25 protein-coding genes and 1 tRNA gene are annotated in these 23,785 nt (G+C 60.6%); 14 read left to right on the top strand and 12 right to left on the bottom strand.

The window, feature by feature from the left end; translation table 11 throughout:
* The first annotated feature begins 15 nt into the window (after positions 1-15).
* The 6 genes from Q8K08_RS11550 to Q8K08_RS11525 all read left to right on the top strand — a co-directional run bounded on the left by Q8K08_RS11550 (position 16) and on the right by Q8K08_RS11525 (position 6,530).
* Entirely contained in the window at positions 16-621 is a 606-nt protein-coding gene (locus Q8K08_RS11550) for a TetR family transcriptional regulator C-terminal domain-containing protein (RefSeq protein WP_305250145.1), read from the top strand.
* A 68-nt stretch (positions 622-689) separates the two neighbouring features.
* Positions 690-2,009 (top strand): helix-turn-helix transcriptional regulator, encoded by a 1,320-nt coding sequence (locus tag Q8K08_RS11545; RefSeq protein WP_304797035.1) that lies wholly within the window; start codon positions 690-692, stop codon positions 2,007-2,009.
* 76 nt (positions 2,010-2,085) lie between these two features.
* The gene (locus Q8K08_RS11540; RefSeq protein WP_304797033.1) at positions 2,086-2,454 is read left to right on the top strand and encodes a response regulator transcription factor; all 369 of its coding nucleotides are present in this window, start codon (positions 2,086-2,088) and stop codon (positions 2,452-2,454) included.
* A gap of 4 nt (positions 2,455-2,458) precedes the next feature.
* The gene (locus tag Q8K08_RS11535; protein WP_304797031.1) at positions 2,459-2,752 is read left to right on the top strand and encodes a hypothetical protein; all 294 of its coding nucleotides are present in this window, start codon (positions 2,459-2,461) and stop codon (positions 2,750-2,752) included.
* Between the two features lie 12 nt (positions 2,753-2,764).
* Positions 2,765-5,452, top strand: a complete 2,688-nt coding sequence (locus Q8K08_RS11530) for a sensor histidine kinase (protein ID WP_305250144.1) — start codon at positions 2,765-2,767, stop codon at positions 5,450-5,452.
* A gap of 88 nt (positions 5,453-5,540) precedes the next feature.
* Positions 5,541-6,530, top strand: a complete 990-nt coding sequence (locus tag Q8K08_RS11525) for a FliM/FliN family flagellar motor switch protein (RefSeq protein WP_305250143.1) — start codon at positions 5,541-5,543, stop codon at positions 6,528-6,530.
* 19 nt (positions 6,531-6,549) lie between these two features.
* Here the strand turns inward: Q8K08_RS11525 and Q8K08_RS11520 are convergent, their stop codons facing one another.
* The 4 genes from Q8K08_RS11520 to Q8K08_RS11505 form a co-directional block, all read right to left on the bottom strand.
* Positions 6,550-6,975: a protein tyrosine phosphatase family protein gene (locus Q8K08_RS11520; RefSeq protein ID WP_304800175.1), complete on the bottom strand. Its 426-nt coding sequence runs from the start codon at positions 6,973-6,975 to the stop codon at positions 6,550-6,552.
* Positions 6,957-7,406 (bottom strand): DUF6691 family protein, encoded by a 450-nt coding sequence (locus Q8K08_RS11515; protein ID WP_370654126.1) that lies wholly within the window; start codon positions 7,404-7,406, stop codon positions 6,957-6,959. The genes Q8K08_RS11520 and Q8K08_RS11515 overlap by 19 nt, the downstream gene beginning before the upstream one ends.
* Before the next feature lie 4 nt (positions 7,407-7,410).
* Positions 7,411-7,836, bottom strand: coding sequence for a YeeE/YedE family protein (locus Q8K08_RS11510; RefSeq protein WP_304800179.1), 426 nt, complete (start codon positions 7,834-7,836; stop codon positions 7,411-7,413).
* Positions 7,837-7,908: 72 nt separating this feature from the next.
* A complete protein-coding gene (locus Q8K08_RS11505) occupies positions 7,909-8,772 on the bottom strand; it encodes an MBL fold metallo-hydrolase (RefSeq protein ID WP_305250142.1) in 864 nt (287 codons plus the stop codon).
* Between the two features lie 156 nt (positions 8,773-8,928).
* Between Q8K08_RS11505 and Q8K08_RS11500 the strand changes: the two genes are divergently transcribed.
* Both Q8K08_RS11500 and Q8K08_RS11495 read left to right on the top strand, forming a co-directional pair.
* On the top strand, positions 8,929-9,159 hold the full coding sequence (locus Q8K08_RS11500; protein WP_305250141.1) for a hypothetical protein: 231 nt from the start codon (positions 8,929-8,931) through the stop codon (positions 9,157-9,159).
* Positions 9,160-9,270: 111 nt separating this feature from the next.
* Complete coding sequence (locus Q8K08_RS11495) at positions 9,271-11,073, top strand: enoyl-CoA hydratase-related protein (RefSeq protein WP_304803385.1); 1,803 nt, start codon at positions 9,271-9,273, stop codon at positions 11,071-11,073.
* On the opposite strand, the gene Q8K08_RS11490 is transcribed toward Q8K08_RS11495, so the two are convergent.
* Positions 11,060-11,275: a hypothetical protein gene (locus tag Q8K08_RS11490; RefSeq protein ID WP_304803383.1), complete on the bottom strand. Its 216-nt coding sequence runs from the start codon at positions 11,273-11,275 to the stop codon at positions 11,060-11,062. The two genes, Q8K08_RS11495 and Q8K08_RS11490, sit on opposite strands and share 14 nt — an antisense overlap.
* A 123-nt stretch (positions 11,276-11,398) precedes the next feature.
* Between Q8K08_RS11490 and Q8K08_RS11485 the strand changes: the two genes are divergently transcribed.
* Positions 11,399-11,653, top strand: a complete 255-nt coding sequence (locus Q8K08_RS11485) for a DUF2312 domain-containing protein (protein ID WP_304803380.1) — start codon at positions 11,399-11,401, stop codon at positions 11,651-11,653.
* Positions 11,654-11,699: 46 nt separating this feature from the next.
* On the opposite strand, the gene Q8K08_RS11480 is transcribed toward Q8K08_RS11485, so the two are convergent.
* On the bottom strand, positions 11,700-12,509 hold the full coding sequence (locus tag Q8K08_RS11480) for a hypothetical protein (RefSeq protein ID WP_304803378.1): 810 nt from the start codon (positions 12,507-12,509) through the stop codon (positions 11,700-11,702).
* Positions 12,510-12,751: 242 nt separating this feature from the next.
* Between Q8K08_RS11480 and Q8K08_RS11475 the strand changes: the two genes are divergently transcribed.
* Both Q8K08_RS11475 and Q8K08_RS11470 read left to right on the top strand, forming a co-directional pair.
* Entirely contained in the window at positions 12,752-14,410 is a 1,659-nt protein-coding gene (locus Q8K08_RS11475) for an iron ABC transporter permease (protein ID WP_305250164.1), read from the top strand.
* Between the two features lie 42 nt (positions 14,411-14,452).
* Positions 14,453-14,528: transfer RNA gene (locus tag Q8K08_RS11470), tRNA-Thr, on the top strand.
* Between the two features lie 346 nt (positions 14,529-14,874).
* Here the strand turns inward: Q8K08_RS11470 and Q8K08_RS11465 are convergent.
* Complete coding sequence (locus Q8K08_RS11465; protein WP_304803374.1) at positions 14,875-15,090, bottom strand: hypothetical protein; 216 nt, start codon at positions 15,088-15,090, stop codon at positions 14,875-14,877.
* Positions 15,091-15,632: 542 nt separating this feature from the next.
* On the opposite strand from Q8K08_RS11465, the gene Q8K08_RS11460 reads away from it, so the two are divergent.
* The 3 genes from Q8K08_RS11460 to Q8K08_RS11450 all read left to right on the top strand — a co-directional run bounded on the left by Q8K08_RS11460 (position 15,633) and on the right by Q8K08_RS11450 (position 18,737).
* Complete coding sequence (locus Q8K08_RS11460) at positions 15,633-16,367, top strand: trans-aconitate 2-methyltransferase (RefSeq protein ID WP_304803372.1); 735 nt, start codon at positions 15,633-15,635, stop codon at positions 16,365-16,367.
* Between the two features lie 25 nt (positions 16,368-16,392).
* On the top strand, positions 16,393-17,082 hold the full coding sequence (locus Q8K08_RS11455; RefSeq protein WP_305250140.1) for an acyl-homoserine-lactone synthase: 690 nt from the start codon (positions 16,393-16,395) through the stop codon (positions 17,080-17,082).
* A 206-nt stretch (positions 17,083-17,288) separates the two neighbouring features.
* Positions 17,289-18,737 carry a cell wall metabolism sensor histidine kinase WalK gene (locus tag Q8K08_RS11450; RefSeq protein ID WP_304798733.1) on the top strand — a complete coding sequence of 483 codons (1,449 nt, stop codon included), beginning with the start codon at positions 17,289-17,291 and terminating at the stop codon, positions 18,735-18,737.
* Positions 18,738-18,820: 83 nt separating this feature from the next.
* On the opposite strand, the gene Q8K08_RS11445 is transcribed toward Q8K08_RS11450, so the two are convergent.
* From Q8K08_RS11445 to Q8K08_RS11425, 5 genes are all read right to left on the bottom strand, one after another.
* Positions 18,821-19,210, bottom strand: coding sequence for a response regulator (locus Q8K08_RS11445; RefSeq protein ID WP_304798736.1), 390 nt, complete (start codon positions 19,208-19,210; stop codon positions 18,821-18,823).
* Positions 19,211-19,457: 247 nt separating this feature from the next.
* Positions 19,458-20,201, bottom strand: coding sequence for a FadR/GntR family transcriptional regulator (locus Q8K08_RS11440; RefSeq protein ID WP_304798740.1), 744 nt, complete (start codon positions 20,199-20,201; stop codon positions 19,458-19,460).
* Between the two features lies 1 nt (position 20,202).
* Complete coding sequence (gene yjfF, locus Q8K08_RS11435) at positions 20,203-21,180, bottom strand: galactofuranose ABC transporter, permease protein YjfF (protein WP_304798743.1); 978 nt, start codon at positions 21,178-21,180, stop codon at positions 20,203-20,205.
* Complete coding sequence (locus tag Q8K08_RS11430) at positions 21,177-22,193, bottom strand: ABC transporter permease (protein WP_305250138.1); 1,017 nt, start codon at positions 22,191-22,193, stop codon at positions 21,177-21,179. The genes yjfF and Q8K08_RS11430 overlap by 4 nt, the downstream gene beginning before the upstream one ends.
* Complete coding sequence (locus Q8K08_RS11425; protein ID WP_305250137.1) at positions 22,190-23,716, bottom strand: sugar ABC transporter ATP-binding protein; 1,527 nt, start codon at positions 23,714-23,716, stop codon at positions 22,190-22,192. Before Q8K08_RS11425 ends, Q8K08_RS11430 begins: the two co-directional genes overlap by 4 nt.
* Positions 23,717-23,785: the final 69 nt, after the last annotated feature.

The following is a 23,785-nucleotide window of genomic DNA, read 5'->3' as shown; positions in this document are numbered from 1 at the left end:
GGAAAAACGACACCAATGCCAAGACCCAAGACCCGTATTCAGCTCAGGAATTCTGAAACCATCCTTGAGGCTGCGCTTGATGTGTTTTCTTCGCAAGGTTTTCGCGGAGCTACGCTGGACCAGATTGCAGAGGTTGCCGGCCTGTCAAAGCCCAACCTGCTGTATTATTTTCCGTCAAAAGAGGCGATCCACCAGACCCTGCTGACGCGCCTTTTGCACACATGGCTTGATCCGTTGCGCGAAATGGACCCCAACGGCGATCCGGTGGCGGAAATCATGGGTTATGTCCGGCGTAAGCTGGAACTAAGCCGCAACTTCCCGCGTGAAAGCCGGCTGTTTGCCATCGAAATCCTGCAAGGTGCGCCTCGGATGCGTGCGGCGATAGAGGGCGAGTTGACCGAGTTGGTGGCGGAAAAGGCGCTGGTGCTGCAGCGCTGGATGGATGAGGGCCGCATCGCCCGGCTGGACCCGGTGCATTTGGTGTTTTCGATCTGGGCGCTGACCCAGCATTACGCCGATTTCGATGTGCAGGTCCGCACGGTACTTGGTGAAGGCCACGACCCCTATGCCGAAGCAGGGGCGTTTCTGGAAACGCTCTACGCCCGTTTGCTCGCACCATAGACTAGTTTGACAAGCCGTTGTAAATTTTGGCAGGGCTTGTAAAGTCAGGTAGTCCTTAGTGGTTTGCCATGTCCAACAGCCCATCCTCTGCCCCTGCCAGTCTGACCGGAAGCCTGATCCGTGAGCGGCGGCTTGCCTTGGGTCTGCGTCAGGGCGAGGTGGCGCAATCGGCCGGGGTATCGGCCAGTTATCTGAACCTGATTGAACACAACCGCAGGCGTGTCGGGGCCGAGGTGTTGGAGCGTCTGGCCGCAGCGCTGGGGACTGAGGTTGCGATCTTGTCAGAGGGCGCGGGCGGCGCGCTGATCGACGATCTGCGCGCGGCGGCGTCAACCGTGCCGGGGGTGCAGCCCGAACTGGACCGGATTGAAGATTTTGCAGGCCGCTTTCCGGGCTGGGCGGCGGTACTGGCCGCGCAGCACCACCGCGCCGCGCAGCTGGAGCGTGCAGTTGGTGCTTTGAATGACCGTTTGACCCATGATCCGCATTTGTCGGCGTCGTTGCATGAGGTGTTGTCGGCTCTGGCCTCGGTGCGCTCAACAGCGGCCATTCTGGCGGATACCGAAGACATCGACCCGGACTGGCGTGCGCGTTTCCATCAGAATCTGCATCAGGACAGTGAACGGCTGGCCCATGGGGCCGAGGCGTTGGTTGCTTATCTGGATGGCCCGGACACAGCGGTTGATGCCGGTCTTGCCGCGCCGCAAGAAGAGGTAGAGGGCTGGCTTGCCGCGCGTGGATGGCATCTGGCGGAATTGGCAGAGCCGGGCGGGTTTGAAAGGCTGATGGCCGAGGTGGCGGGGCTTGCTGCGGTAGCTGCGCGCAGTCTGGCGCAAGAATTCCTGCGTCAGTCCGCTGATGAGGCGCGGCTTTTGCCTGATGCCGTACTGCGCGCCGCGCTGGAGGGCGGCGAGGCCGACCCGTCGGTTCTGGCGCAGCGTAGCGGTTTGCCGGTGCTGGCGGTGATGCGGCGAATCGCGCTTTTGCCGGGGTCTGTCGCCGGGCTGGTGATCTGCGACGCCTCTGGCACCTTGTTGTTTCGCAAGCCGGTTGATGGTTTCGCCTTGCCCCGCTTTGGCGCGGCCTGCCCGTTGTGGCCGCTGTTTGCGGCGCTTGCGCGGCCGATGATGCCTATGGTCGCGCGGGTGGAACCTGCGGGGCGGGCGGCGCGGGTGTTTCGCACGCTGTCAATTTGCGAAACGCGCCTGCCGCAAGGGTTCAGTGGCCCGGACCTGCGTGAAGCCGCCATGCTGATCCTGCCCGACGACGCCCCGTTGCGCGCGGCAGGGCCAGTGCTGGCGCTTGGTTCCTCTTGTCGCATCTGCCCGCGTGCGGCCTGTCCTGCCCGGCGCGAGCCGTCGATACTGACCGAGGCTGGCGTGCAATAGGTCTTTGACATACCCACACATTCGCCGGATAGTTTGCAGCAACCCGGTTGCTGACCGGAGGGGGGACACAAGACATATGACGGCGCGTGTGCTGCTCATCGAGGATGAGCCGAACATAACCGAGGCTATTCGGTTCATCCTGTCGCGTGACGGCTGCGAAGTGACCACGCTTGCCGATGGGGTGGGCGCGGTTGCGGCGGTGCGGGCGGTGATGCCGGATCTGGTCATCCTTGATCTGATGTTGCCCGGTGTCAGCGGTCTGGAAATTCTGGCGGAATTACGGGCGGACCCGGCGACGCAAGGCCTGCCTGTGATGATGCTGACGGCAAAGGGCCAGGGCCGTGACCGCGAGGCGGCGGAACGGGCAGGGGCCAACCATTTCATGACTAAGCCGTTTTCCAACGATGACATGCGCGCCGCCGTTCGCGCGCTGATCAGCGGCTGAGCCGATGTCGCAATCCCCACGCACCCCGCCGCTGTTTCTGCGCCGCGCCAGTTACCGGCAACGCAGGCGGCGCGATGCTGCGCGGTTGTTGCCGGTCGTTGGTCTTTTCCTGATGCTTCTGCCGGTGCTTTGGGCCCCGCAAGACACTTTCCGCCGGGATACTGCGCCGGATGGCATTTATCTGTTTGTGATCTGGGCCGTGCTGATTGCTCTTGCGATGCTTGTGTCGCGCAGCCTGAACACGGCGGACGAAGCCGATGATGCCGATGCCAGCCCCGATCCGGGCCAAGGGACATAGGGGCCAAGCAAGATGCCCTTTAACATTCTGGTCCTGTCCTGTCTGGCCTATGTGATCTTTCTGTTTGCCGTCGCATGGGCGGCAGAGCGGCGGGCGGATCGTGGCCAGCTTGGCTGGCTGCAATCGCCACTGATCTACACGTTGTCCTTGTCAATTTATTGCACCGCCTGGACGTTTTACGGCGCGGTCGGCTATGCGGCGCGGTCGGGGCTTGAATTTCTGACGATCTATCTTGGCCCGACGCTGGTGTTTGTCGGCTGGTGGTGGGTGCTGCGCAAGCTGGTGCGGATCGGGCGGCAACAGCGCGTGACGTCAATCGCCGACCTGATCTCCAGCCGCTTTGGCAAGTCGAACCTGCTGGGCGTGATCGTGACGGTGATCGCGGTGGTGGCGGCGACGCCCTATATCGCGCTGCAACTGCAATCGGTGACGCTGTCGTTCAGCGTCTTCGCCAGCCCGACCGACGACGGCTTTGCCCCGCCGGGGACCGAGGCAACGGCGGTCTGGGTGGCGGCGGGGCTGGCGCTGTTCACCATCCTGTTCGGCACTCGCAATCTGGACGCCAAGGAACAGCACCACGGCATTGTCACTGCCATCGCGGTTGAGGCGGTGGTCAAGCTGGTCGCCCTTATCGCCGTGGGGGTGTTTGTGGTCTGGTTCATGGCCGATGGCCCTGCCGATATGATCGCGCGCATTGATGCGTCAGACATTGCCGACTGGAACCTGCAACCGGGCCGCTGGGCGGGGCTGTTGTTTGCGGCAGGGGCGGCAGTGATCTGCCTGCCGCGCATGTTTCAGGTGATGGTGGTGGAAAACGCTGACGAGCGGCATCTGGCCACTGCATCGTGGGCCTTTCCGCTGTATCTGTTTGCGATGAGCATGTTCATCGTGCCGATTGCGGTGATGGGGCTTGAACGTCTGCCATCCTCTGCCAATCCTGATATGTTCGTGCTCACCCTTCCCCTGTCCGAAGGACAAGGCGCGCTGGCGATGCTCGCGTTTCTGGGCGGGTTTTCTTCGGCCACGTCGATGGTCATTGTGGAATCCATCGCCCTTGCCACCATGGTTTCCAACCATATCGTCATGCCTGTCTGGCTGCGGCTGCGTCCGGCAAAAGCGGTGTCGGGTGATGTGCGGCGGCTGGTTTTGCTGTCGCGGCGTATCTCTATCGGCGTGGTGCTGGGCTTGGGCTATGCCTATTACCGGATGTCGGGCGGCTCTGCGGCCCTTGCTGCTATCGGGCTGATCGCTTTTGTCGGAGTGGCGCAGTTTTTGCCCGCGATGATCTTTGGCATTTTTTGGCGCGGCGCTACCCGGATCGGTGCGGCGCTTGGCATGTCGGTGGGCTTTGTGGTCTGGGCCTATACACTGTTTTTGCCGTCTTTTGGTCCCGATGCGGTGATCCCGGCGATGGTGTTTGTGGAGGGTCCGTTCGGAATAGACTGGCTGCGCCCGCGTGCGCTGTTTGGCGTGTCCACGATGGACCCGCTGCTGCACGCGCTGTTCTGGTCGATGACTCTGAACACTGCGGCGTTTCTCGCCGGATCATTGTTCACCTTTCCCGGTCCGGTAGAGCGGATGCAGGGTGCTGCTTTCGTGCGTGTGTTTGACACTGCATCGGGCAGCCCGCGCGGGTGGGAGCGGGGCGTGGCCGAACCCGAAGACCTGTTGGTCATGTCGCAGCGGATCATGGGCGATGACGACGCGCTGATTTTTTTCGAGGCCGAGGCGAAGGGGCAGGGCAAGGCGGGCTATCTGCCTGATCCCACATCCGATTTCATGGCCAGGCTGGAACGGCGGCTGGCGGGATCGGTGGGGGCGGCGACCGCGCATGCGATGATGAGCCAGCTTGCAGGTCGCGCCACGGTGACGGTCGAAGACCTGATGGCGGTGGCCAGCGAGTCGGCGCAGATCATGGAATATTCCGCCCGGCTGGAAAGCCAGCAAGAGGAAGTGACCCGCACGGCGCGTGCGCTGCGCGAGGCCAATGAAAAGCTGATGCAACTGTCGATCCAGAAAGATGCGTTCCTTTCGCAGATCAGCCACGAGCTGCGCACGCCAATGACGTCCATCCGCGCGTTTTCCGAGATCCTGACCGAAGGCGATCTGCCGCCTGAACAAGTGGCCAATTACGGACGCATCATCCATGACGAGGCCAAGCGCCTGACCCGGTTGCTGGATGATCTGCTGGATCTGTCGGTGCTGGAAAACGGCACTGTGCAGCTGAACCTTGGGCTTGCGAACCTGAGCCAGATGATCGACCGCGCCCTCGCATCGGCCAGCCATACCAAGCCCGAGCGCAGCTTTGTGATCTTCCGCGACCTGCCGATGGAGAATATCTTTATCCGCACCGATGCTGATCGTCTGGTGCAGGTGTTCATCAACCTGATCTCGAACGCGCGCAAATATTGCGATGCGACGGCACCCGAGCTGCGGATCTCGGTGCGGCAGCGCGGTGGCCGGGTCACGGTCGATTTCGCCGACAACGGGTCGGGCATTCCCAAGGAAAGTCAGGCACTGATTTTTGAGAAGTTCGCGCGGCTGACCGACCAGACCCGTGCGGGCGGGGCGGGGCTTGGCCTTGCGATCTGCCGCGAGGTGATGGCCAATCTGGGCGGCACGATCACCTATCTGCCTGGGCAGGGCGGGGCAGCCTTCCGGGTGGCCGTGCCGCTGCGGCTGGAACGAAAAGTAGACTAAAACACCCGCCGTCAACCCTTTGGTAACGCCGCTGCGCAAAACTGGCATAAAGCGAGCAAGAATTGGGGTCGCCGTGCCGGGTGAGGTGATGCGCAAAAAGCTGCGGTTCGGGCAGCATTCCGCCTTTGAAGGCGGGCCAGGTGCGGATCGGGCGTGGCGTCTGGGATTCGCGCGCGCGGCGCGTGACATGATGGATTTGCCGGTTGATTTTGTCAGCCTGACCACGGCCCGGCTGTCTTTGGCCGAATTGCTGGACCTGCCACCAGAGCGGGCGCTTATTCTGATGCTGGAGGGGCCAGAGGAAGGCTTGGGCCTGCTGATCCTGTCTCCCGATCTGCTGACCGCCCTGATAGAGGTGATGACGCTGGGCAAATGTGGCACACAAGCCCCCGATCCGCGCAAACCCACCCGCACCGATGCGGCCATGGTCTCGCCCTTGGCCGATCTGGCGTTGTCGCATCTGGAAGAAGCGCTGGCCGAAGAAAGCGATCTGGTCTGGACCAGCGGCTTTCACTACGCGTCCTTTATCGAAGAAGCGCGCCCCTTGGGGTTGCTGCTGGAAGATGTGACGTACCGCACGCTGACGGCGCGGCTGTCTTTGTCCCATGGCGCCCGTGTCGGGGATATGATTCTGGTGCTGCCCGCCGAAGGAAAGGGGCGCAAGCCACGGCTCAAGGCGGATGCCGTGCCGGATTCGGTGGCGCGCCCTGCATTCGCCGCCGCTCTTGCCGTGCGGGTGGATGCCGCCCCGTCCCAGATCGACGCAGTGCTGACGCAGCTGACCCTGTCTTTGACCGAGGTGATGGGCCTGCACGTTGGCATGGCCCTTGCCCTGCCATCTGCGGCGTTGGACAGGATCAGCATTCGGGGTCTGGACGGGCGTTGTGTGGCAGAGGGCAAGCTGGGGCAGAACCGCGGCATGCGCGCCATCCGCCTGACCGGTCAGGCCATCACAGCGAAACGGGCACAGACTGCAGTGCAGCCGTCAAGCCTGTCGGTGTGGGGCGAAGGTGAGTCCGGGGCAGATCTGCCCCAGTCTTTTGATTTTGAACAGTTCTCTGCCACCGGAACCGATTAGCGGGCTTGCCACCAAATGGTCAGCGCTTGGCCAAAATCTCGATCTGGGGCCGTAGGGCCTCCAGATTGTAGCCATGACGGGCGGGAATGCCGATCAGATCATCGGCGGGCATCTCGCCTGCATTTGCCAAAGCCCAACAGATCGAAGACCGGTTGCCGCTGGCGCAATAGGCCAGAACTGGGCCGCTTGCCGTTCCGATGGCCTCTGCCTGTGCCGTAACATTGGCCATGGTCAGCGCACCGCCGATCACCGGGTTGATCACAAACTCCAGCCCCGCCGCTTCGGCCGCGGCCTGCATGACCGCCGCACGGTGCGAGGCAGGGATTTCGGCATCGGGGCGGTTGTTGATGACCCGCGTATAGCCCGCCACCTTGATCGCCACGAAATCTTCGGGGTCGATCTGGGGGGCGACGGCGTAGTTGGGCGTCAGCGGGCGGATGTCCATGCGGTATCTCCTATGGCGGTCAGGGCGCGGCGCAGCGCGGGCGTGGCGACCATAGCTGCGACCATCGCAACAAGGAAGACCAGACCGCTTACCCCGTTCAGGAAAGACGCCGCAAGCGCAGGGCCGGGGCACAGGCCAACAAGCCCCCATCCGGCCCCGAACATCGCCGACCCAAGGATCAGGTTGGTGTCCAGCTTTTGGTTTGGTTTCGCCGGAATCGGCGTGCCCAGCACCGAGGTTTTGCGCCGTTCTGCCACGATCCATGCAATTGCCATTGGCAGGATCGCACCGCCCATCACGAAGGCCAGCGTCGGATCCCATGCGCCGAACACATCCAGCCAACCCTGCACCTTGACCGTATCCACCATGCCAGACACCAAAAGTCCGGCCCCGAACAACGCCCCCGACAGGGCGGAAAACACTGCACGCATCATATCAGATCACCCCGAACAAATGACGGAAGGCGACCACGGCCACCCCGCCTGCTACGATATAGACAATGGTTGCGGCCAGACCGCGCCACGACAGCCGCGAAATGCCGCAGACCCCGTGACCAGAGGTGCAGCCATTGGCGATCCGTGTGCCAAACCCCACCAGCAGACCCGCTGCGATCAGCAGCCAGACATTGTCGGTCAGTCTGGTGTCAACCGTGCCGTAAAGTAAGGCCAGCACGGGCGGAAACAGCACCAATCCTGCCAGAAAGGCCAGTCGCTCGCCCCAGTTGCTGCGTCCGGATCCGTCAACTAGGCCGCCGATGATCCCCGACGCACCCATGATGCGACCGTTCATCAAAAGAAAAAGCGCGCCTGCGCCACCGATCATCAGACCCCCGACAAAGCCCCAGATCCAGTCTTGTTCCAGCATTGTGCTATCCCGTGTTGTTCAAAGTTCAGGGCCATGCAGCGGACGCGCCTGCCGCATGGCCGTCAAAGGTTACAGCCCGTTGATCGGGACTTTCAGATAGACTTGGCCGTTGTCCTCGGGCTCGGGCATCTGTCCTGCCCGCATGTTCACCTGCAAGGATGGGATGATCAAGCGGGGCATGGCAAGGGTCGCGTCCCGGTCTTCGCGCATGGCGACAAACTCTGCGCGGGTTTTGCCGGCGCCGATATGGATGTTCAGCGCCTTTTGAGCGCCGACCGTGGTTTCCCATGCATAGTCATCGCGGCCCGGTGCCTTGTAGTCGTGGCCGACAAAGATGCGTGTCTGATCCGGCAGGGCCGTGATCTTTTGTACCGAGTCAAACAGCGTTTCGGCAGAGCCGCCGGGGAAGTCACAGCGCGCCGTGCCGAAATCGGGCATGAACAGCGTATCGCCAACAAAGGCCGCATCGCCGATCACATAGGTCAGACAAGCAGGCGTGTGGCCGGGCGTGTGCAGCACATCGCCACGCATCTGGCCGATGTGAAAGCTGTCGCCTTCCTGGAACAGCTGGTCAAACTGCGATCCGTCGCGCTGAAACCGGGTGCCCTCATTGAAGATCTTGCCAAAGGTGTTCTGCACAACGGTGATCCGGTCGCCAATCCCGATCTTGCCGCCCAGACGTTCCTGAATATAGGGGGCTGCGGACAGGTGATCGGCATGGACATGGGTTTCCAGAATCCATTGCAGATCAAGGCCCTTGTCCTGAATATAGGCGATCACCTCATCAGCTGAGCGCGTATCGGTGTGGCCCGAGGCATAATCGAAATCGAGAACGGAATCGATCACCGCGCAGGCCGATCCCGCAGGTTCGGTCACGACATAGGTGATCGTGTTGGTGGCTTCATCAAAGAAAGCCTGAACGGTGGGTGTCATGGTTGTCTCCCGTTGCTGTCTGAGGGTGATATAGGGGGGAAAGATATATATTGCAAGAATTGAATGTGTGATGTTGTTGACCTGAGTCAAGGCGGGGTTCCGCGCGGGGATTGAAGATCTTTGCGATGATATGGAATGGATAAGAAGGGGGGAAGTATGATGGGAACCGAACAGGATCTGCGCCGGATTGCAGAACTGGCATCCGAAGCCGCTGACCGGGTGGCAAAGCAGGACGACCCTGCGCTTGGGGCCTTGCTGATCGAAATGCAGGCGCTGGAGGATGTGTTGCCGGGTTTGGGGTCTGCCCGGACTGTGGTCAGCCCGCGCGTGCGCAATACGGCCATCGACGCCGAGATCGAGGCCAGTTTCGATAATATGCCGGTCTGACCGCCACTTGGTCATGTGACGGAGTGATCACAGCGCCTTGACCGCGCGTCCCGTTGCGCTGCACTGTGGAGATTGCGGGGCAAGTGGTAGGGCAGTCACAAGGACATGGCAGTGAGCATCGGCATAGATGTGACCACCACGGACGGATTGGTCGATGTCTGTCTGTTGCGTCGGTCTGACGGCCATTGGCTGGATGCAGCGCAGCGCGCGCAATTGCTGGCCGCACTTGGGTCTGTGGGTCGTGGGGTGGTGGCAATCGTGCTGCGCTCTGCCGATCGCAGTCTGGCGTCCCATCCTGATGGCGGACCTGATCTGCCGGGGGGGGATGACACAGCAGCGCCCACGCTCGCCAGTTTGTGCCTTGCGATTGAAGCAAGCCCGGTGCCGGTCGTGATGCTGCTGGAGGGGCCGGTTGCGGGCGCCTCGGCAGAGATGGCTTTGGCGGCGCGGGCACGTGTGGCCACGCCGGGCGCGCGGATCGCTTTTCCGGCAGCGCGTCTGGGTCGGATCAGCGGCGCGGGCGGCACACAGCGTTTGCCGCGTCTGATCGGGGCCGAGCAAAGCTTGCGGCTGTTGACGGCAGGCAAGGCGGTCGCGGCGCCCGAGGCTTTGGCCATTGGTCTGGTGGATCAGGTGGTTGAGGGCGAAACCCCCGTCGAGGTTCTAGACGCGGCGCGGGCGTGGGCAAAGACCCACGCAGCCCTGCCGCGCAGCACAGCTGCCTTTGCCGATGGCCGGGCCTATCTGGCGGCGGTCAAGGCCATACGGGCCGAGGCTGCACCCGGCAGTCTTGCCATGGCACTGGCTGATTGCACCGAAGCCGCGCTCTTGCTGCCCCCAGAGCAGGGTTTTGCGTTTGAGGCGATGCTTGCAGCGGAACGTGATGCTTTGCCACAAACGTCAGCCCTGGCGCATCTGATCCGCGCCGAGCGTGCGGCGGCCGTGACGCCGGAACCGCTCAGGGCGGTCAAGGTGGCCCAAGTGGCCCGCCCGGCACTGGTGGGCGCATCGCCGCAGCTTGCCGCCCTGTCTCTGATGGCGCTGGCGCGGGGGGTGCGTGTCACGCTGCTGGAGCCAGAACGCGCGCGTCTGGTGCCAATGTTGCAAAGCATCGCCTCGCGGCAAGAGGCGGCTGTGCAGGCTGGTGCGCTGTCTGCGGCGCAGCGCGACGCCGATTGGGCGCGGTTGCGCCCCGTTGTTGATGCGGCGGAGCTGGTGCAATGCGATCTGGTGATCGTGGCAGCGGATACCGCCGTTCCATCTTTGCCTGCGTCGGTCCCGCTGTTGGTGATGGGGCGGACCGATCTGCCACCGGCTGCGTTCCGGCTGGTGCTGTCAGGGCGGGTGGCCGAACTGGGCCTGCCCGCGAATTGTCCAGCGGCCGCGGCGGCGCAGGCCTTGGCGTTTCTACGCCGGATCGGGCAGATGGTGGTGTTGACCGGGGTGCAATCGCCCGTGGGCATTTCTGGCAGGCTTGCGGGCGCGGGGGGGGCTGCTTTGCGCGCGCTGATCGCGTCAGGGGTTGCGCCAGACGCGATTGTGTCGGCGCTGACCAATTTCGGGCTGGCCGCACCAATGGTGCCAAAGGCCGAACCCGGCCCCATGCTGCGCCTGATGTCAGCTGATGAGATTGTCAGCCGTTGGCTGGCGGCGCTTGCCAATGAGGGGGCGCGGCTGCTGTCGGCGGGGCTGGCGCTTTCGCCCCATGACGTGGACCTCGTGGCCATTCACGGACTTGGCTTGCCTGCCGAAAGTGGTGGCCCCTTGTATCAGGCCGAACAGCGCGGGCTGATGATCCTGCGCCGCGATCTGCGGCTGTGGGCCGAAGAGGCTGAAGTGTGGAAGCCGGTTCCCGCACTGGATGCGCTGGTATCTACCGGGCGCGGCTTTCGGTCCCGTGTCAGCCGAGGATAACGCCCACCACCACGACGATCAGCCCCAGACCTGATACTGCCAAGGCCCCAAGGTTCAGCACCACCACGCTTTGAAGCTGGGCTTTGATCTCAGCATCGGGCAGGCCGGATTTGCGGGCGCGCATGGCAAGGATGATGCACCACAGCAGCGTCAGCACACCCGCCATGGTCAGCGCAGCACCGCCCCAGATCAGCATTTCCATGGCTTCCCATCCTTTGGCTTTGGTTTCGCGCCGCCTAGCCTAAGCTTGGACGCGGCGCAAGCCTTGAACCCCTGACGGGGCCAAGGTAGGGATGGGATCAAACCAGCGGAGCATGAGGCCGAGATGAGCGATCCGATTGACAATTATTCCGTGACAGCGGACGAGCTGCGCCAGTTTATAGAGCGGGCCGAACAGTTGGCGTCTGAAAAGAAAGATATCGCCGAACAGGAAAAAGAGCTGTTCGCCGAGGCCAAGGGCCGCGGTTATGATACCAAGGTGATGCGCAAGGTGATCGCGCTGCGCAAGCGCAAGCCCGATGAGATTGCCGAAGAAGAAGCTGTGCTGGAAATGTACAAGACCGCTCTGGGCATGGCCTGACACGCGATTAAAGAAAAAGGGGTGCTCGCGCCCCTTTTTCATGGGCTCATGCCGAAATGAAGGTCACGCCCGGCATCGCCCGGATCCGCGCAATGTCTTGCTGGTAAGCGTGGGTCAGGCTGGTCACGGTGTCTTCGGTCCAGCCCGGCACATCCAGTTCCAGCTCTACCCGCTCGGGCAGGGCGAATTTGTCCAGAAACGCCGACACGATCCGCCGGCGCTGAGTGGCCGTGGCAACCGGATGGCTGTCGATATAGGCGTTCATCCGCACCAGACCTTCGGGCGACATGATCATCGCCAGCAATTCGTCCGTGTCGATCAGTGGGGTGGCTTCGGCATGGCCAGATACGGCTTGCAACACCTCGGGCCAGATCAGCGGCGTGTCTTCATCGCACCAGACCGTAAAGGGCACATCGGGGTTGTTGCTGAGCACATCCTCGATCACCTCGGACCAATGCAGATCCATCGGGTCTATTCCGTCCATGAACTGATCAAAGCTTTTGTCGCGCTGCTTGGCGAAAAGCTCTGGCAGAAAGGTGGCGGGGTTGCGGATGGCCAGATGAAACTCGGCCTCGATTTCGGGGAATATCTGGGTGAAGGCACGGACCCGTTCGGCGGCGGCGGGATAGAGCCGCTCTTTCAGCACCCATTGCGGAAAGGAGAGGAAGTTATCCCATGATAGGATCAGGCGCTCGGCCCTGTCTTCTTCCATGATCTGTTCCAGCACCAATGCCTGAGTGTCGCGGCTGGCGGGCTGACCTTTGAGCGTGATCGCCGTGTCGCGCAACAAAGAGCGATACCGGGCAGGGCCGGGCACCACGATGCCTTGTGCGCCAAGGACATCCCGGTTTTTCAACAAGCATCGCATCAGACGTTCGTCATCTGTGCAATGGGCGCCTAGGTGATAGACAATACGCATCCTGCTCTGGACCTGTGCCGGTTCTTATTGCGGAGGACTATAGGCGCTTTGCGGACGGATAACACGGGGGAGATCACAAGAAATACCGACAGAGTCCGTCAAGCCACGCTTGGCGCATTGCATGTCCGGCACCAGTGATCTGGACAGGGCAGGGCGCGCAGTGCTACCTGTGGCGCAAGATGACCAAGCAAAACGCTCAAGTTCACCGCTCTGCCTCGCGCCTGCCGCATCTTGACCTGTGGTCTTTGGGTGCATTGCTGATCGCCGTGGTGGTGTTGGCACCGATGGCCTCGGTTCTGTGGATCGCCTTTCACCCGACCGAAAATATCTGGCCGCATCTGTCGGCCACGGTTTTGCCGCGCTATCTGGGCAATACGCTGGTTCTGATGGTTGGCGTGGCGGTCCTGACGGCGATGGTGGGCACGGGCGCTGCATGGCTGACCACAATGTATCGGTTTCCGGGACGGGCCTGGCTGGATTATGTGCTACTGTTTCCGCTGGCGATCCCGGCCTATGTCGGGGCCTATGCGCTTGTTGATTTCCTGCAATACGCGGGGCCGGTGCAGACCAATCTGCGTGCGCTGATGGGGTTCGAGACGGCGCGCGATTACTGGTTTCCGCAGGTCCGATCACGCGGGATGGCGGTGATCGTGCTGTCGGCGGCGCTGTATCCTTACGTTTATCTGCTAGCCCGCGCGGCGTTTCGTGAACAATCTGGCGGCTCGTATGAAGTGGCGCGCGCGCTGGGTTGTGGTCCGTGGCGGCTGTTTGGCCGGGTTGGCCTGCCTCTGGCGAGGCCCGCGATTGCAACCGGAGTGGCGCTGGCGCTGATGGAAACGGTGGCGGATTACGGCACGGTGCAGCATTTCGGGGTGCAGACGCTGACCACCGGCATCTTCTCGACATGGCTGAACGGCAACAATGCGGGTGGGGCTGCGCAGATCGCCCTTGTGGTGCTGACGCTGATCTTTCTGCTTCTGGGGCTAGAGCGGATCAGCCGCCGCAACGCGCGGTTTCACCGTGTGGGCGGATCGGCCCGCCCGGTCGAGCCTGCCACGTTGTCGCGCGGCGCGGGATGGATCGCCTTTGCCCTGTGTATGGTTCCTATCGCCGTCGGATTCATCCTGCCCGTGGCTGTGATGGGCTGGCATGCCCTGCGCAGGCCCGAGGTCTGGCTGTCGCCGGGCCTCGCCAAGGCGTTTGTCAATACGCTGGTCACCGGTGGCCTCGCTGCGGGTCTGACAGTGGGGGCGGCGATCTTTCTGGTGTATGGGTTGCGCATGATCAACCGCTCTGCGGCGCGCTGGGTCTTGCCGATAACCACGCTGGGCTATGCGGCGCCGGGTGCCGTGCTGGCGGTCGGCATCCTGATTCCGCTGGCCGCACTGGATCACAAGCTGGCTGATGGCGTGCTGGCGGTCACGGGCTGGGATCCGGGGCTGATGTTTACCGGGACGGCGGCGGCGCTGGTGCTGGCCTATTCGGTGCGGTTCTTTGGTGTGGCGCAGGGGGCGGTGGATGCAGCCTTTGGCCGGATATCGCCCTCGCTGCCGATGGCTGCGCGGTCTTTGGGCCGCTCGCCGGGGGGCGCGCTGCGGGCGGTGCATCTGCCCTTGATGCGCGGCTCGGTGGCCACGGCGCTGCTGGTGGTGTTTGTCGATTGCGTCAAGGAATTGCCTGCCACCCTGCTCTTGCGCCCGTTCAACTATAACACACTGGCCACGCGGGTTTTTGAGCTGGCCTCGCTGGAGCGGTTGGAAGAAGCCGCCCCCGCCGCCCTGATGGTGATGGCCGTTGGATTGCTGGCCGTTGCATTATTGGCCCGAACCAACCGCTGAGGGGCTTGCGCAGAGCCGCTTGCGCGGTTATTTCACACTTATGCCTCTATAGCTCAGCTGGTAGAGCACCTGATTTGTAATCAGGGGGTCCCGGGTTCGAGTCCTGGTGGGGGCACCATATAAATCAATGGGTTAAGCTAAGAAATGCACTCTCATAGAGGCGCGTTTTGATAGTTGGTAGAGCACTAGTGGCTTGGTGATCTGGCAGCCATATGAATTGCCTTGGCTAATACAGGAATCACTTGTGTTTGGCTTGGCAGTTCGCGCCAGGTTCAGGACTCCGCCCGGTTACCTTGTCAAAACGCCTTATTCATCAACTGTCTGTGCGCTGGCTCTGATCGGTTCAGAGATGCGTTATAAAACAAGGGTATAATGCACCTGCACCCCCGAGCGGAAGTTGCGCGGAAAGCCGTCAGAGCCCGTCAGACGGGCAGGGGCCAGACCGATGTCGTCACCCGATATCTTTACGCTTGATGTAGAACTGTTGAGCGGGCTTTGATCTCGCGGCGCCTTTGGGCGAGTTGGTCGATCCCTGAACTCAGCAGGGTTTTTCCGACGGTGGTCTTGGGCGTCGCCGTTCCCGAGGGGGCTGCATTGATGTTGTGGTGCGTTGCTATCCCGAGAAAATGCGCGACCAGATCCAGCGTTGCTTGGTCGTCATCAATCATTAAAACTTTCATCACGTCTCCAGAGACCTTGCGCCCAATCGATTCGCTCCTTTGTCGCTCAGAATTGGGGTTGCATTTTGTCGGATCGGCGAAATTTGGCCCCGGAATCTGGCATCCGCGCCTTTATTTGGTCACATTTTGTAGCTGCTTTCCGCCGACTCTGCGGGAGGATCGGGCTGTCACACGAGGTCGAACTGGGCAGGGCTCTTGCGTCCCGGACGGCTCTGAAAGCCATTCGAGCAGCACTACAATTAGAGGTTGTGCCTTGATCGGGAAGCACATTTTGTAGAGATGCCCAGCGGGGATGTAGCAGATGTCTTGCCTGAACATCGTCACGTTCGCATGCCGCGATAGGCAGGAAGCTTGTCAGATAGTTGCGAAATTCGAAACATTAGGTGCCAGATCGCCACACTGTGGATAAAACTTCTTGCAATGTTAGCTTCGCGGCGTAACCTATTGTTAACTAAAGAGGTCGCGCCACAGGCCCTTTCCCCATTGAACCTTGGAGTTTTTCTCCCATGCCGTCACACGTTAGTGCTGAGGGATCCTCTTCCGTGGGTCTCCATAGACCTGAATCGGTCGATCGGTCGGCCCAGGTCGATTGGAGCAGCTATGCAACGTCCTACGATCTGCTTTCAGAGCACAACCCTGAGTACCAAGCGATTTTGCATGATTTTGAGGCGTTTCTTGGCACGATAGAAAAGCCGCAGTTGATCTATGACATTGGTGGCGGGACAGGAAACTATACAGAGATTGCGGCTCGCGTCTGCCCCGACAGTCAGATCCGCTTGGTTGAACCCGACGCAGGCATGATCGGTTTGGCCAAGGCCAAATTGGCAGCCCACAGAAATGTCAGGTTCGACACTCTTGCGATTGAAGGTATCGACGCCCCCGGCACGGCCGATCTCGTCATCTGCGTCCATGCGCTCTACGCCATGCCCGCACAGGAGCAGCGGCTCGCCGACCTGCGTCGGTTGCTCCGTCCGGGCGGCTGGCTCTACCTCGTCGATCTTGGTCGTTACATGAACGTAGGCGACTGGCGCAGCTACCTGTTTTCAAATCTGAAAAAGGAACACGGGGTGGCCGGCGCGCTCCGGATCTTCTGGCAGGGCCGGGAAATCGCAAAGCAAAACAAGGCAATATTCAAGGCACAAAAGAAAGGCGTCTACTGGACTCACACCGAGGCAGAAATTGCATCGGCTGTCATCGCAGCGGGTTTCGAGATCGTACGTCAGCAATCAGTTTATCGTGGTTACAGTGATCTCCTCGTTTGTCGTGCACAGCCGTAGTGGCGCAGGGCCAGAGAAGTAAATCATGAACCCGCAAGTTGTCGAAACACTTAAACAATCCCGCTACAAGGTTCTGACCAACAGGCAGGACCTCGAGGAGATATATCGCCTGCGCTACAGATGCTATCGCGCCGAAGGGTCGATTGTCGAAAACGAGCAGGGGATCATGACTGACGCATTCGATGAGACCGCGAACTGCGTCCATGTCGCGGTTGAAATGGATGGGAAGATTCTGGCGGCGATGCGGTTGCACCTGTTGTCCAAGCTGTCGCTTACATCACCAACGCTGGAGGTGTTTCCCGAGATTTTGGACTATCTCAAACAGGGACAGACGGTTCTGGATCCAACCCGCTTCGTGATCGATCCTTCGGCCAGAAAGATGCGTGTGCCATTGCATTTTCTGGCACTGCGTATCCCGTTTCTGGCCGCGATGTTCTACGACATAGACTTGGCTCTTGCACCTGTGAGGGCTGAGCATACAGCGTTTTACCGCCGCTACCTTGGCTATGAACTTGCGATGCAACCACGCAGCTACCCGGGGTTGAAAAAGCCGATTCAGCTTTTGACCGCCAAGGTTCGGGAACAGCGTGACGCGGTTCTAGCCCGCACACCGGTTTTTGGTCCGATGGATGAATACTCGCAGTCCGACATTGCGTTTCCGGCGCTTTTGGGGGTTTACGAGGCGTCCAAGGAGGGCCGTTCCAAGGCGGCCTGACAGCAGGCTGGCGTGGCTTTCGCCAATCCGCAAAGGGCATTTGGCATCCAACGCGAATTATGGCGTGGACCGAAAGGTTTGAAGCTGGCTCTTGGCGCCTTACCGAAGATTGTGAAATGCAAAGGCCTCGTCTTGCCTAGCTTATGACGGATTTTAGACACATTGCCGCAGTAACGTTCGAACTCAATTTAGCTGCAGAGGCATGCATGAAGGACCTGAACGCGTCTTGGGCGGCCTGGATGAACTGGTTCAACTCGGACGGCCGCGAAAAACCGATCAAAGATTATTTGGTCCTTGCCAACCAGCTAGTCTGGCAGCGGCAGGCGAGCTTTTTTGCTGCGGCCGTTCTTGCGGCGCTTTATTTTGACCCGATCTCGACCTTCGCAACCTACGGTGTGGTGGTCCTGACCGAAATGCTCGACATGATCCTTGGACGCAAGTCCAAGGCTTGGGATGGGCAAGACCCGGTCGTGGGCCGTCAGATTCTCAAAAGCATCGTCTTAAATACGACGATCAGCGCGATGGCGATCAGCGTCTTTATCATTAACATTGCGGTTCAGCAGACATCGGGCGGGCACTTCACACCGCTCTTTTTTCTGTTCTCAGCGTCGCTCTTTGCTGCGATGTACAATAGCCAAATGATTGGCATACTGCTTTTGCGGCTTTCGATCTACGGTTTCGCGTTTCTCTACATCGCGTTTCTGGACGTGGTTCGCTATTCTCCACCGCTCAGTTCCTACATCTGGTTGGAGTTTTTCACGATCATTTTCGTGCTCTACTTCATCATCGACATATCGGTGAAGTTTTACTTCAGCTATCACAACCAGCTTAACCAGATGAAACTGATCAAGGAGGAGAACGAGCGCACCAAGGCCGCCTTGGAGATCAAGTCGCAGTTCTTGTCCACGGTCAGCCATGAGTTGCGCACGCCGCTGACTTCAATCATCGGTGGGCTTGACCTCGTCAACAACGGTGTACTCGGCGAGGTGCCCGAATACCTCAAGCCCATTATTGGCATCTCGGCCAAGAACGGGCATCGGCTTGCCAATCTGATCGACGATCTGCTCGACCTGCAAAAGATCGAAGCCGGTGAGATAGCGTTCCATTTCAAACCGCTCGACGCGAATGACGTGGTGAACGAGGCAGTGGAATCTACCACAGGGTATGCCGAAAAGCTCGGGATCAAAGTGATGACCGTTCCCTGCGTAGAGGATTGCCGCTTCATGGGCGACCATGGCCGCCTGATCCAAGTGATGAACAACCTGCTGTCAAACGCCCTTAAGTTTTCAGGCCAGGGAGGCACGGTAAAGGTGCGGGTGGAGACCAGTGACGCCCATATCCGCATTTTGGTGCAGGACGAAGGAGTGGGCATTCCAAAAGGCGCCAAAGACCGCGTGTTTGGCAAGTTCAGTCAGGTGGACTCCTCCGATGTGCGCAAGGTCGGCGGGACAGGCCTTGGCCTCAACATCACCAAGCAAATCGTCGAGCGACACAGCGGCACCATCGATTACGTCAGCGAACTGGGTGTCGGCTCAACTTTTTGTATAGAGTTCGACCGCCTGACAGACAAAATCAAGAGAAGCTCCCGCCCCGAAATGGTCGCTGATGTGGCCCGCCGGAACACATTCAATCAGACAATGGCCCGGAGTTCTTAGCCCGAAAGGTGAGAGAGTTGATTGCTTCAGCCGGCTCCAGATCATGACAGGTCCAGATAGTGGGCCGATGTCACTCTTGTAGATTACAGGCCAGTGTGGGTCTGCCAGAGGGCGCGGAGTTGATCGGCGAGGTCCATCGGATCGAAGGGCTTTGCTATCACAGCCAAAGCACCATCGCTGCGGAGGCTGTCTGCAAAATCCCCGTTGACCCGTGCCGTCATGAAAACAACGGGCACATCACTTAAGCCGGGCAGCTTGCGAAGCTCGAGAAGTGTCTCTTTGCCATCCATGTCAGGCATCATGTAGTCCAAAAGGAAAAGATCCGGACGAAAGGCTTCTGCTTGTTCAAGGGCCTGTTTGCCGGAATCACATTGCAGAAGCTCAAATTGACCAATCAACTTGAGCGCTATGTCGGCTATAACTCGAATGTCTTCGGCGTCATCAACGTGCAGAATCCGCTGTAATTCTCTCATTACATCGTCCCCAGAATGTGTAGGTCTGCTGCTCAAGCTAAGAACAGATTGCATGGTAGTTACATAACTTCCAGCAATTTATCGGCATCACAGGGGATCTCCACTTTGTTTTTCGAATGTGCCGGTACCCAGAACGTGGCGGCGAAGCTCGTGGGAATTTTCCCCATGCGATCCGGGGCACGGGAAATGTTTGCGAAAATCCCGATCTGCCGCGAGGCCCCAACGTCCTTATCTGTCAGATGTCGGGTCAGGCTGGCCTGTTTGGCAGGGTCCAGTGGCTGTCTTGGGCCAGAATGGCAGTCATCGCGCTGGTGACGCTGGCGACATCGCCTGTGGTGATGCCATCTGTCAGGTCTTTGTAATGCGCCGATTTTTCGGCAGCAAAATCTGACACGCCCGCTTTGATGCGGGCCAGCGTGGCCTGCACCACGCCAAATTCGACCAGACCGGATGTTGCGCGCAAGAACGGGTTATGGCTGGCTTCGCACAGGGTGCGGTGAATCTCGAACTCTGCCAAGGCAAAGGGTTCGCACAGCGTGGCCATCGCGCTGCGCTGGTTCAGCCAGTAATGCATCATCCTGACCTGTTCAGCGGTGCGGCGGGCGGCGGCAAGGGTGGCGGTCTGCATCTCGATCTGTTCGCGCAACTCGACAAAACTGGCCAGAAACGCTGCATCCGGCCCGGCTTCTTGAATCCACGCCAGCACCTGCCGGTCAAACAGGTTCCAGCGGCTGCGTGACAGCACTCGGGTTCCGACCTTGGCGCGCGCCTCGACAAGCCCTTTGGCTTCCAATGTCTTCAACGCCTCGCGCAGGACAGTGCGCGACACGCCGTATGATCCCATCATCTCGGCGTCATTTGGCAGGATGCTGCCCACGGCAAAGCGCCCTGAGGCGATGCCAAGGCCCACCTCGGCAATCACATAGGAATGATAGTTCCGCGCCGTCTGCCGCCCGGAGAGTGCGCGCACCAGGCTCCCCGGTTCGCTCATGTTATGATTTCCTGAACGCCTTTTTGCGTGGGGTGGAGGCTGAGAACACCAGCCTTTGCAACAGAATGAACATAAAGAGAAGCCCGCCAATCACAATCTTTGTCCACCAACTGGACAAGGTGCCGTCAAAGACGATGTAGGTTTGCACCAATCCTTGCAGCATGACCCCGATAAAGGTGCCCGCGACAAAGCCATATCCCCCGGTCAGAAGCGTGCCGCCGATCACCACGGCGGCGATTGCGTCAAGCTCGACCCCCAAGGCCGACAGCGAATACCCCGCCGAGGTATATAGTGAAAACACGATGCCGGCGATCCCGGCAAGCGTGGACGACAAGGTATAGACCAGAATTGTGGTGCGCGCGACCGGCACCCCCATTAGCGCGGCAGAGGTTTCATTGCCGCCAAGCGCGTAGACATAAGAGCCAAAGCGCGTGCGGTGGGCCAGCACGATCCCCACCACGAAGACCGTCAGCATGATCATCGCAATCACGGTCAACCGCCCGCCACCCGGCAGCAGGATATAGCTGCGCGAGATGGTGGTGTAGACCTCATGCTTGATGCCAATGCTGTCGGGTGACAGAACCGATGCACCGCCTCGGGCCAGAAACATGCCCGCCAGCGTGACGATGAAAGAAGGCACCTTCAGGTAATGTATGGCCGCCCCCATCACAGCGCCAAAACCCGCCGATACGACCAGCGTGATGGCAAAGGCAACAAAAGGGTGAAGCCCCGCCCACATGATCAGCGTGGCGATCATCACGGTGGAAAATCCGATCACCGCACCCACCGACAGATCAATGCCGCCCGAGATGATGACAAAGGTCATCCCCACAGCGGCGATGCCCAGAAACGCATTGTCGGTCAGAAAGTTGCCCAGCACGCGGGTCGACAGCATCGACGGGTATTGCAGAACGGCGGCGATATAGGCCAGCACAAAGATGGCTGTGGTCGCAAGAAGCGGCCGGAAGGCACGGTTCATTCGGCGCTCCTTTTTGCGGGCGGGGTGGTCGGGACAAAGCGGCGGCTGATCCATTGCCCGGCCTGCGGTGATTGAAGCACAAGGATCAGGATGATCACCCCCGATTTGACAACAAGGTTGAACTGCGGCGAGAAGCCGGAAATCAGGATGCCGGTGTTCATCGCCTGAATGATCAGCGCGCCCACCACCGACATCGGGATGGAAAACCGCCCGCCGAGCAGCGAGGTGCCGCCCAGAACCACGGCCAGAATGGCATCCAGCTCCAGCCAAAGGCCCGCGTTATTGGCATCCGCGCCGCGAATGTCGCCCGCCACGATCAGCCCGGCGATGGCGGCGCAGAACCCTGCAAAGCTGTAGACCAGCAGAAGCAGCAAGCGGCTGGAGATGCCAGCGAAACGAGCGGCAGACCGGTTGACGCCGACCGCCTCGATCAGCAGGCCAAGGGCGGTTCGGCGGACGGCCAGCGTGGTCACGATCATCAGCACCAACGCGATCACCACTGGCATCGGCAGACCTAGCAGTGCGCCAGTGCCGATATAGCTGAGAAGCGGATCTGAAAAGGTGACGATCGACCCTTCGGTGATCAACTGCGCCAAGCCGCGCCCGGCGACCATCAGGACCAGCGTGGCAATGATCGGCTGAATGTCAAGATATGTCACCAGCACGCCATTCCAGAACCCGCAGACCAGCCCGGCCAGCAACGCGATCGGGATCGCGATTGTGGCGGGTGTTCCGGTGGACACCATAACGGCGGCCACCGCGCCCGAAATCGCCATCACCGCGCCAACGGAAAGGTCAACGCCCTTGGTCGCGATCACCGCTGTTACGCCGATGGCCAGAATGGCCACCGGGGCACCTCGGTTCAGAACGTCGATCAGGCTGCCAAAGAACCGGCCATCCTGCCATGTAATGGTGAAGAAGCCCGGAAACAGCAGCCAGTTGATAAACATGACAGCGGCAAGGGCGGCAAATTGCGGGCGCAGCAGCGTGGATGTCAGTGTTTGCCGTTTCATACTTGTGCCTCTGTCGGGATGCTGTTGTCAGCGATTGCGCCCACAATCACCGCCGGGGTGATATCGGCGCCGTGAAGCTCTGCCACCATCTGACGGTCGCGCATCACCACGACCCGGTTGGAATAGGCCACCACCTCATCCAGCTCGGACGAGATAACCAGCAGCGCCAGCCCGTCCTCGCGCAAGCGGTTGATAGTGCGAACGATTTCGGCATGCGCGCCGACATCGATGCCCCGTGTCGGCTCGTCCAGGATCAGGAAGGTCGGGTCATTGGCCAGCCAGCGGGCAAGGATCACCTTTTGCTGATTGCCCCCCGATAGCAGCTTCACAGGCATATCATGGTTGGCGGCGCGGATATCCAGATCGTCGGCATAGCGCCCGGCGATTTCGTCCTGTTCATCGCGGTGCAGGGCACGGAACCAGCCCAGCTTTGCCTGTAACGCGATGATGATGTTTTCGCGCACAGACAGTTCACCGAAAATACCGTCCAGCTTGCGGTCTTCGGGGCAAAAGCCAAATCCTGCCATCACCGCCTGCGCGGGGTTGCGGATTTTCACGGGTTTGCCCGAGACGGTGATCTCCCCCTCATCGGCTGTATCCACCCCGAACATCAGCCGTGCCATCTCCGTCCGGCCAGACCCCAGCAGGCCCGCCACGCCAACCACCTCACCCTCATGCAATGACAGCGTGAAAGGGGCCATCCGACCCGCGTGGCCAAGCCCTGAAAAGGTGACCTTGACCGGGCCTTTCGCGGCCTCGGCCACGGGAAGGGCGCTGTGGCCGTAAGCAAGATCCTTGCCAAGCATCATGCGCACCACTTCTGTCGCGGTAAGCTGGCTCAGGTCACGGGTGCCGATCAGCTGGCCATTGCGCAGGATCGTTACCCGGTCGGCCAGCGCAAAGACCTGATCCAGAAAATGCGTGATGAAGATGATGCCAAGCCCGCGCGCCTTCAGCTTTGCCACCACGTCAAACAGCTTGTCCACCTCGTTGCGGTCAAGGCTGGCGGTGGGTTCATCCAGCACCAGCACCTTGCCCGACAATTCCACTGCGCGGGCAATGGCCACGATCTGCTGCACGGCGACGGAATAGCTGCCAAGTTCGGCCCGCACGTCGATATCCAGCCCATAAGTCGCCATCAGCGCGGCGGCCTGGCTTACGATGGCCTTGCGCTGCACAAGGCCAAACCGGGTGGGCTGGCGGCCCAGAAACAGGTTTTCCGCCACAGAGCGGTTGGGAAGCAGGTTCACCTCCTGATACACGGTGCCGATGCCTGCGCCCTGCGCGTTCAAGGGGTCGGTGAAGCGTACCGGCGCACCGTCCAGCATGATCTCACCGCCATCGGGCTGATAGGCCCCGGTCAAAATCTTGATCAGCGTTGATTTGCCCGCACCATTTTCGCCCAGAAGTGCATGCACCTCGCCGGGGCGCACCGCGAAATCGACACCATCCAGTGCCCTGTGCTGACCGAAAATCTTTACGATCCCCCGTGCCTCCAGCACCGGATTTGCCTCATCCGCCATATCCTGCCCCCTTGTTCCTGCCTGCCACAGTTCTGCTTTTGCCCGCACAAAGCAATTCCGTCGGCGGGA

This window comes from Pseudotabrizicola sp. (genome assembly GCF_030684215.1).
Lineage (GTDB): Bacteria > Pseudomonadota > Alphaproteobacteria > Rhodobacterales > Rhodobacteraceae > Pseudotabrizicola.
Note: the sequence above shows the minus strand (reverse complement) of the source record. Positions and strands in the feature narration are given on the sequence as shown.

Bases quoted from the DNA above. Each gene is read 5' to 3' on its own strand.
- Q8K08_RS11540 (WP_304797033.1), top strand. From the start codon at position 2,086: ATGACGGCGCGTGTGCTGCTCATCGAGGATGAGCCGAACATAACCGAG.
- Q8K08_RS11450 (WP_304798733.1), top strand. From the start codon at position 17,289: ATGAAGGACCTGAACGCGTCTTGGGCGGCCTGGATGAACTGGTTCAAC.
- Q8K08_RS11430 (WP_305250138.1), bottom strand. From the start codon at position 22,193: ATGAAACGGCAAACACTGACATCCACGCTGCTGCGCCCGCAATTTGCC.
- Q8K08_RS11485 (WP_304803380.1), top strand. From the start codon at position 11,399: ATGAGCGATCCGATTGACAATTATTCCGTGACAGCGGACGAGCTGCGC.
- Q8K08_RS11440 (WP_304798740.1), bottom strand. From the start codon at position 20,201: ATGAGCGAACCGGGGAGCCTGGTGCGCGCACTCTCCGGGCGGCAGACG.
- Q8K08_RS11530 (WP_305250144.1), top strand. From the start codon at position 2,765: ATGCCCTTTAACATTCTGGTCCTGTCCTGTCTGGCCTATGTGATCTTT.
- Q8K08_RS11465 (WP_304803374.1), bottom strand. From the start codon at position 15,090: ATGAAAGTTTTAATGATTGATGACGACCAAGCAACGCTGGATCTGGTC.
- Q8K08_RS11425 (WP_305250137.1), bottom strand. From the start codon at position 23,716: ATGGCGGATGAGGCAAATCCGGTGCTGGAGGCACGGGGGATCGTAAAG.
- Q8K08_RS11550 (WP_305250145.1), top strand. From the start codon at position 16: ATGCCAAGACCCAAGACCCGTATTCAGCTCAGGAATTCTGAAACCATC.
- Q8K08_RS11520 (WP_304800175.1), bottom strand. From the start codon at position 6,975: ATGGACATCCGCCCGCTGACGCCCAACTACGCCGTCGCCCCCCAGATC.
- Q8K08_RS11535 (WP_304797031.1), top strand. From the start codon at position 2,459: ATGTCGCAATCCCCACGCACCCCGCCGCTGTTTCTGCGCCGCGCCAGT.
- Q8K08_RS11455 (WP_305250140.1), top strand. From the start codon at position 16,393: ATGAACCCGCAAGTTGTCGAAACACTTAAACAATCCCGCTACAAGGTT.
- Q8K08_RS11505 (WP_305250142.1), bottom strand. From the start codon at position 8,772: ATGACACCCACCGTTCAGGCTTTCTTTGATGAAGCCACCAACACGATC.
- Q8K08_RS11515 (WP_370654126.1), bottom strand. From the start codon at position 7,406: ATGCGTGCAGTGTTTTCCGCCCTGTCGGGGGCGTTGTTCGGGGCCGGA.
- yjfF (WP_304798743.1), bottom strand. From the start codon at position 21,180: ATGAACCGTGCCTTCCGGCCGCTTCTTGCGACCACAGCCATCTTTGTG.
- Q8K08_RS11545 (WP_304797035.1), top strand. From the start codon at position 690: ATGTCCAACAGCCCATCCTCTGCCCCTGCCAGTCTGACCGGAAGCCTG.
- Q8K08_RS11500 (WP_305250141.1), top strand. From the start codon at position 8,929: ATGATGGGAACCGAACAGGATCTGCGCCGGATTGCAGAACTGGCATCC.
- Q8K08_RS11525 (WP_305250143.1), top strand. From the start codon at position 5,541: ATGCGCAAAAAGCTGCGGTTCGGGCAGCATTCCGCCTTTGAAGGCGGG.
- Q8K08_RS11490 (WP_304803383.1), bottom strand. From the start codon at position 11,275: ATGGAAATGCTGATCTGGGGCGGTGCTGCGCTGACCATGGCGGGTGTG.
- Q8K08_RS11445 (WP_304798736.1), bottom strand. From the start codon at position 19,210: ATGAGAGAATTACAGCGGATTCTGCACGTTGATGACGCCGAAGACATT.
- Q8K08_RS11475 (WP_305250164.1), top strand. From the start codon at position 12,752: ATGACCAAGCAAAACGCTCAAGTTCACCGCTCTGCCTCGCGCCTGCCG.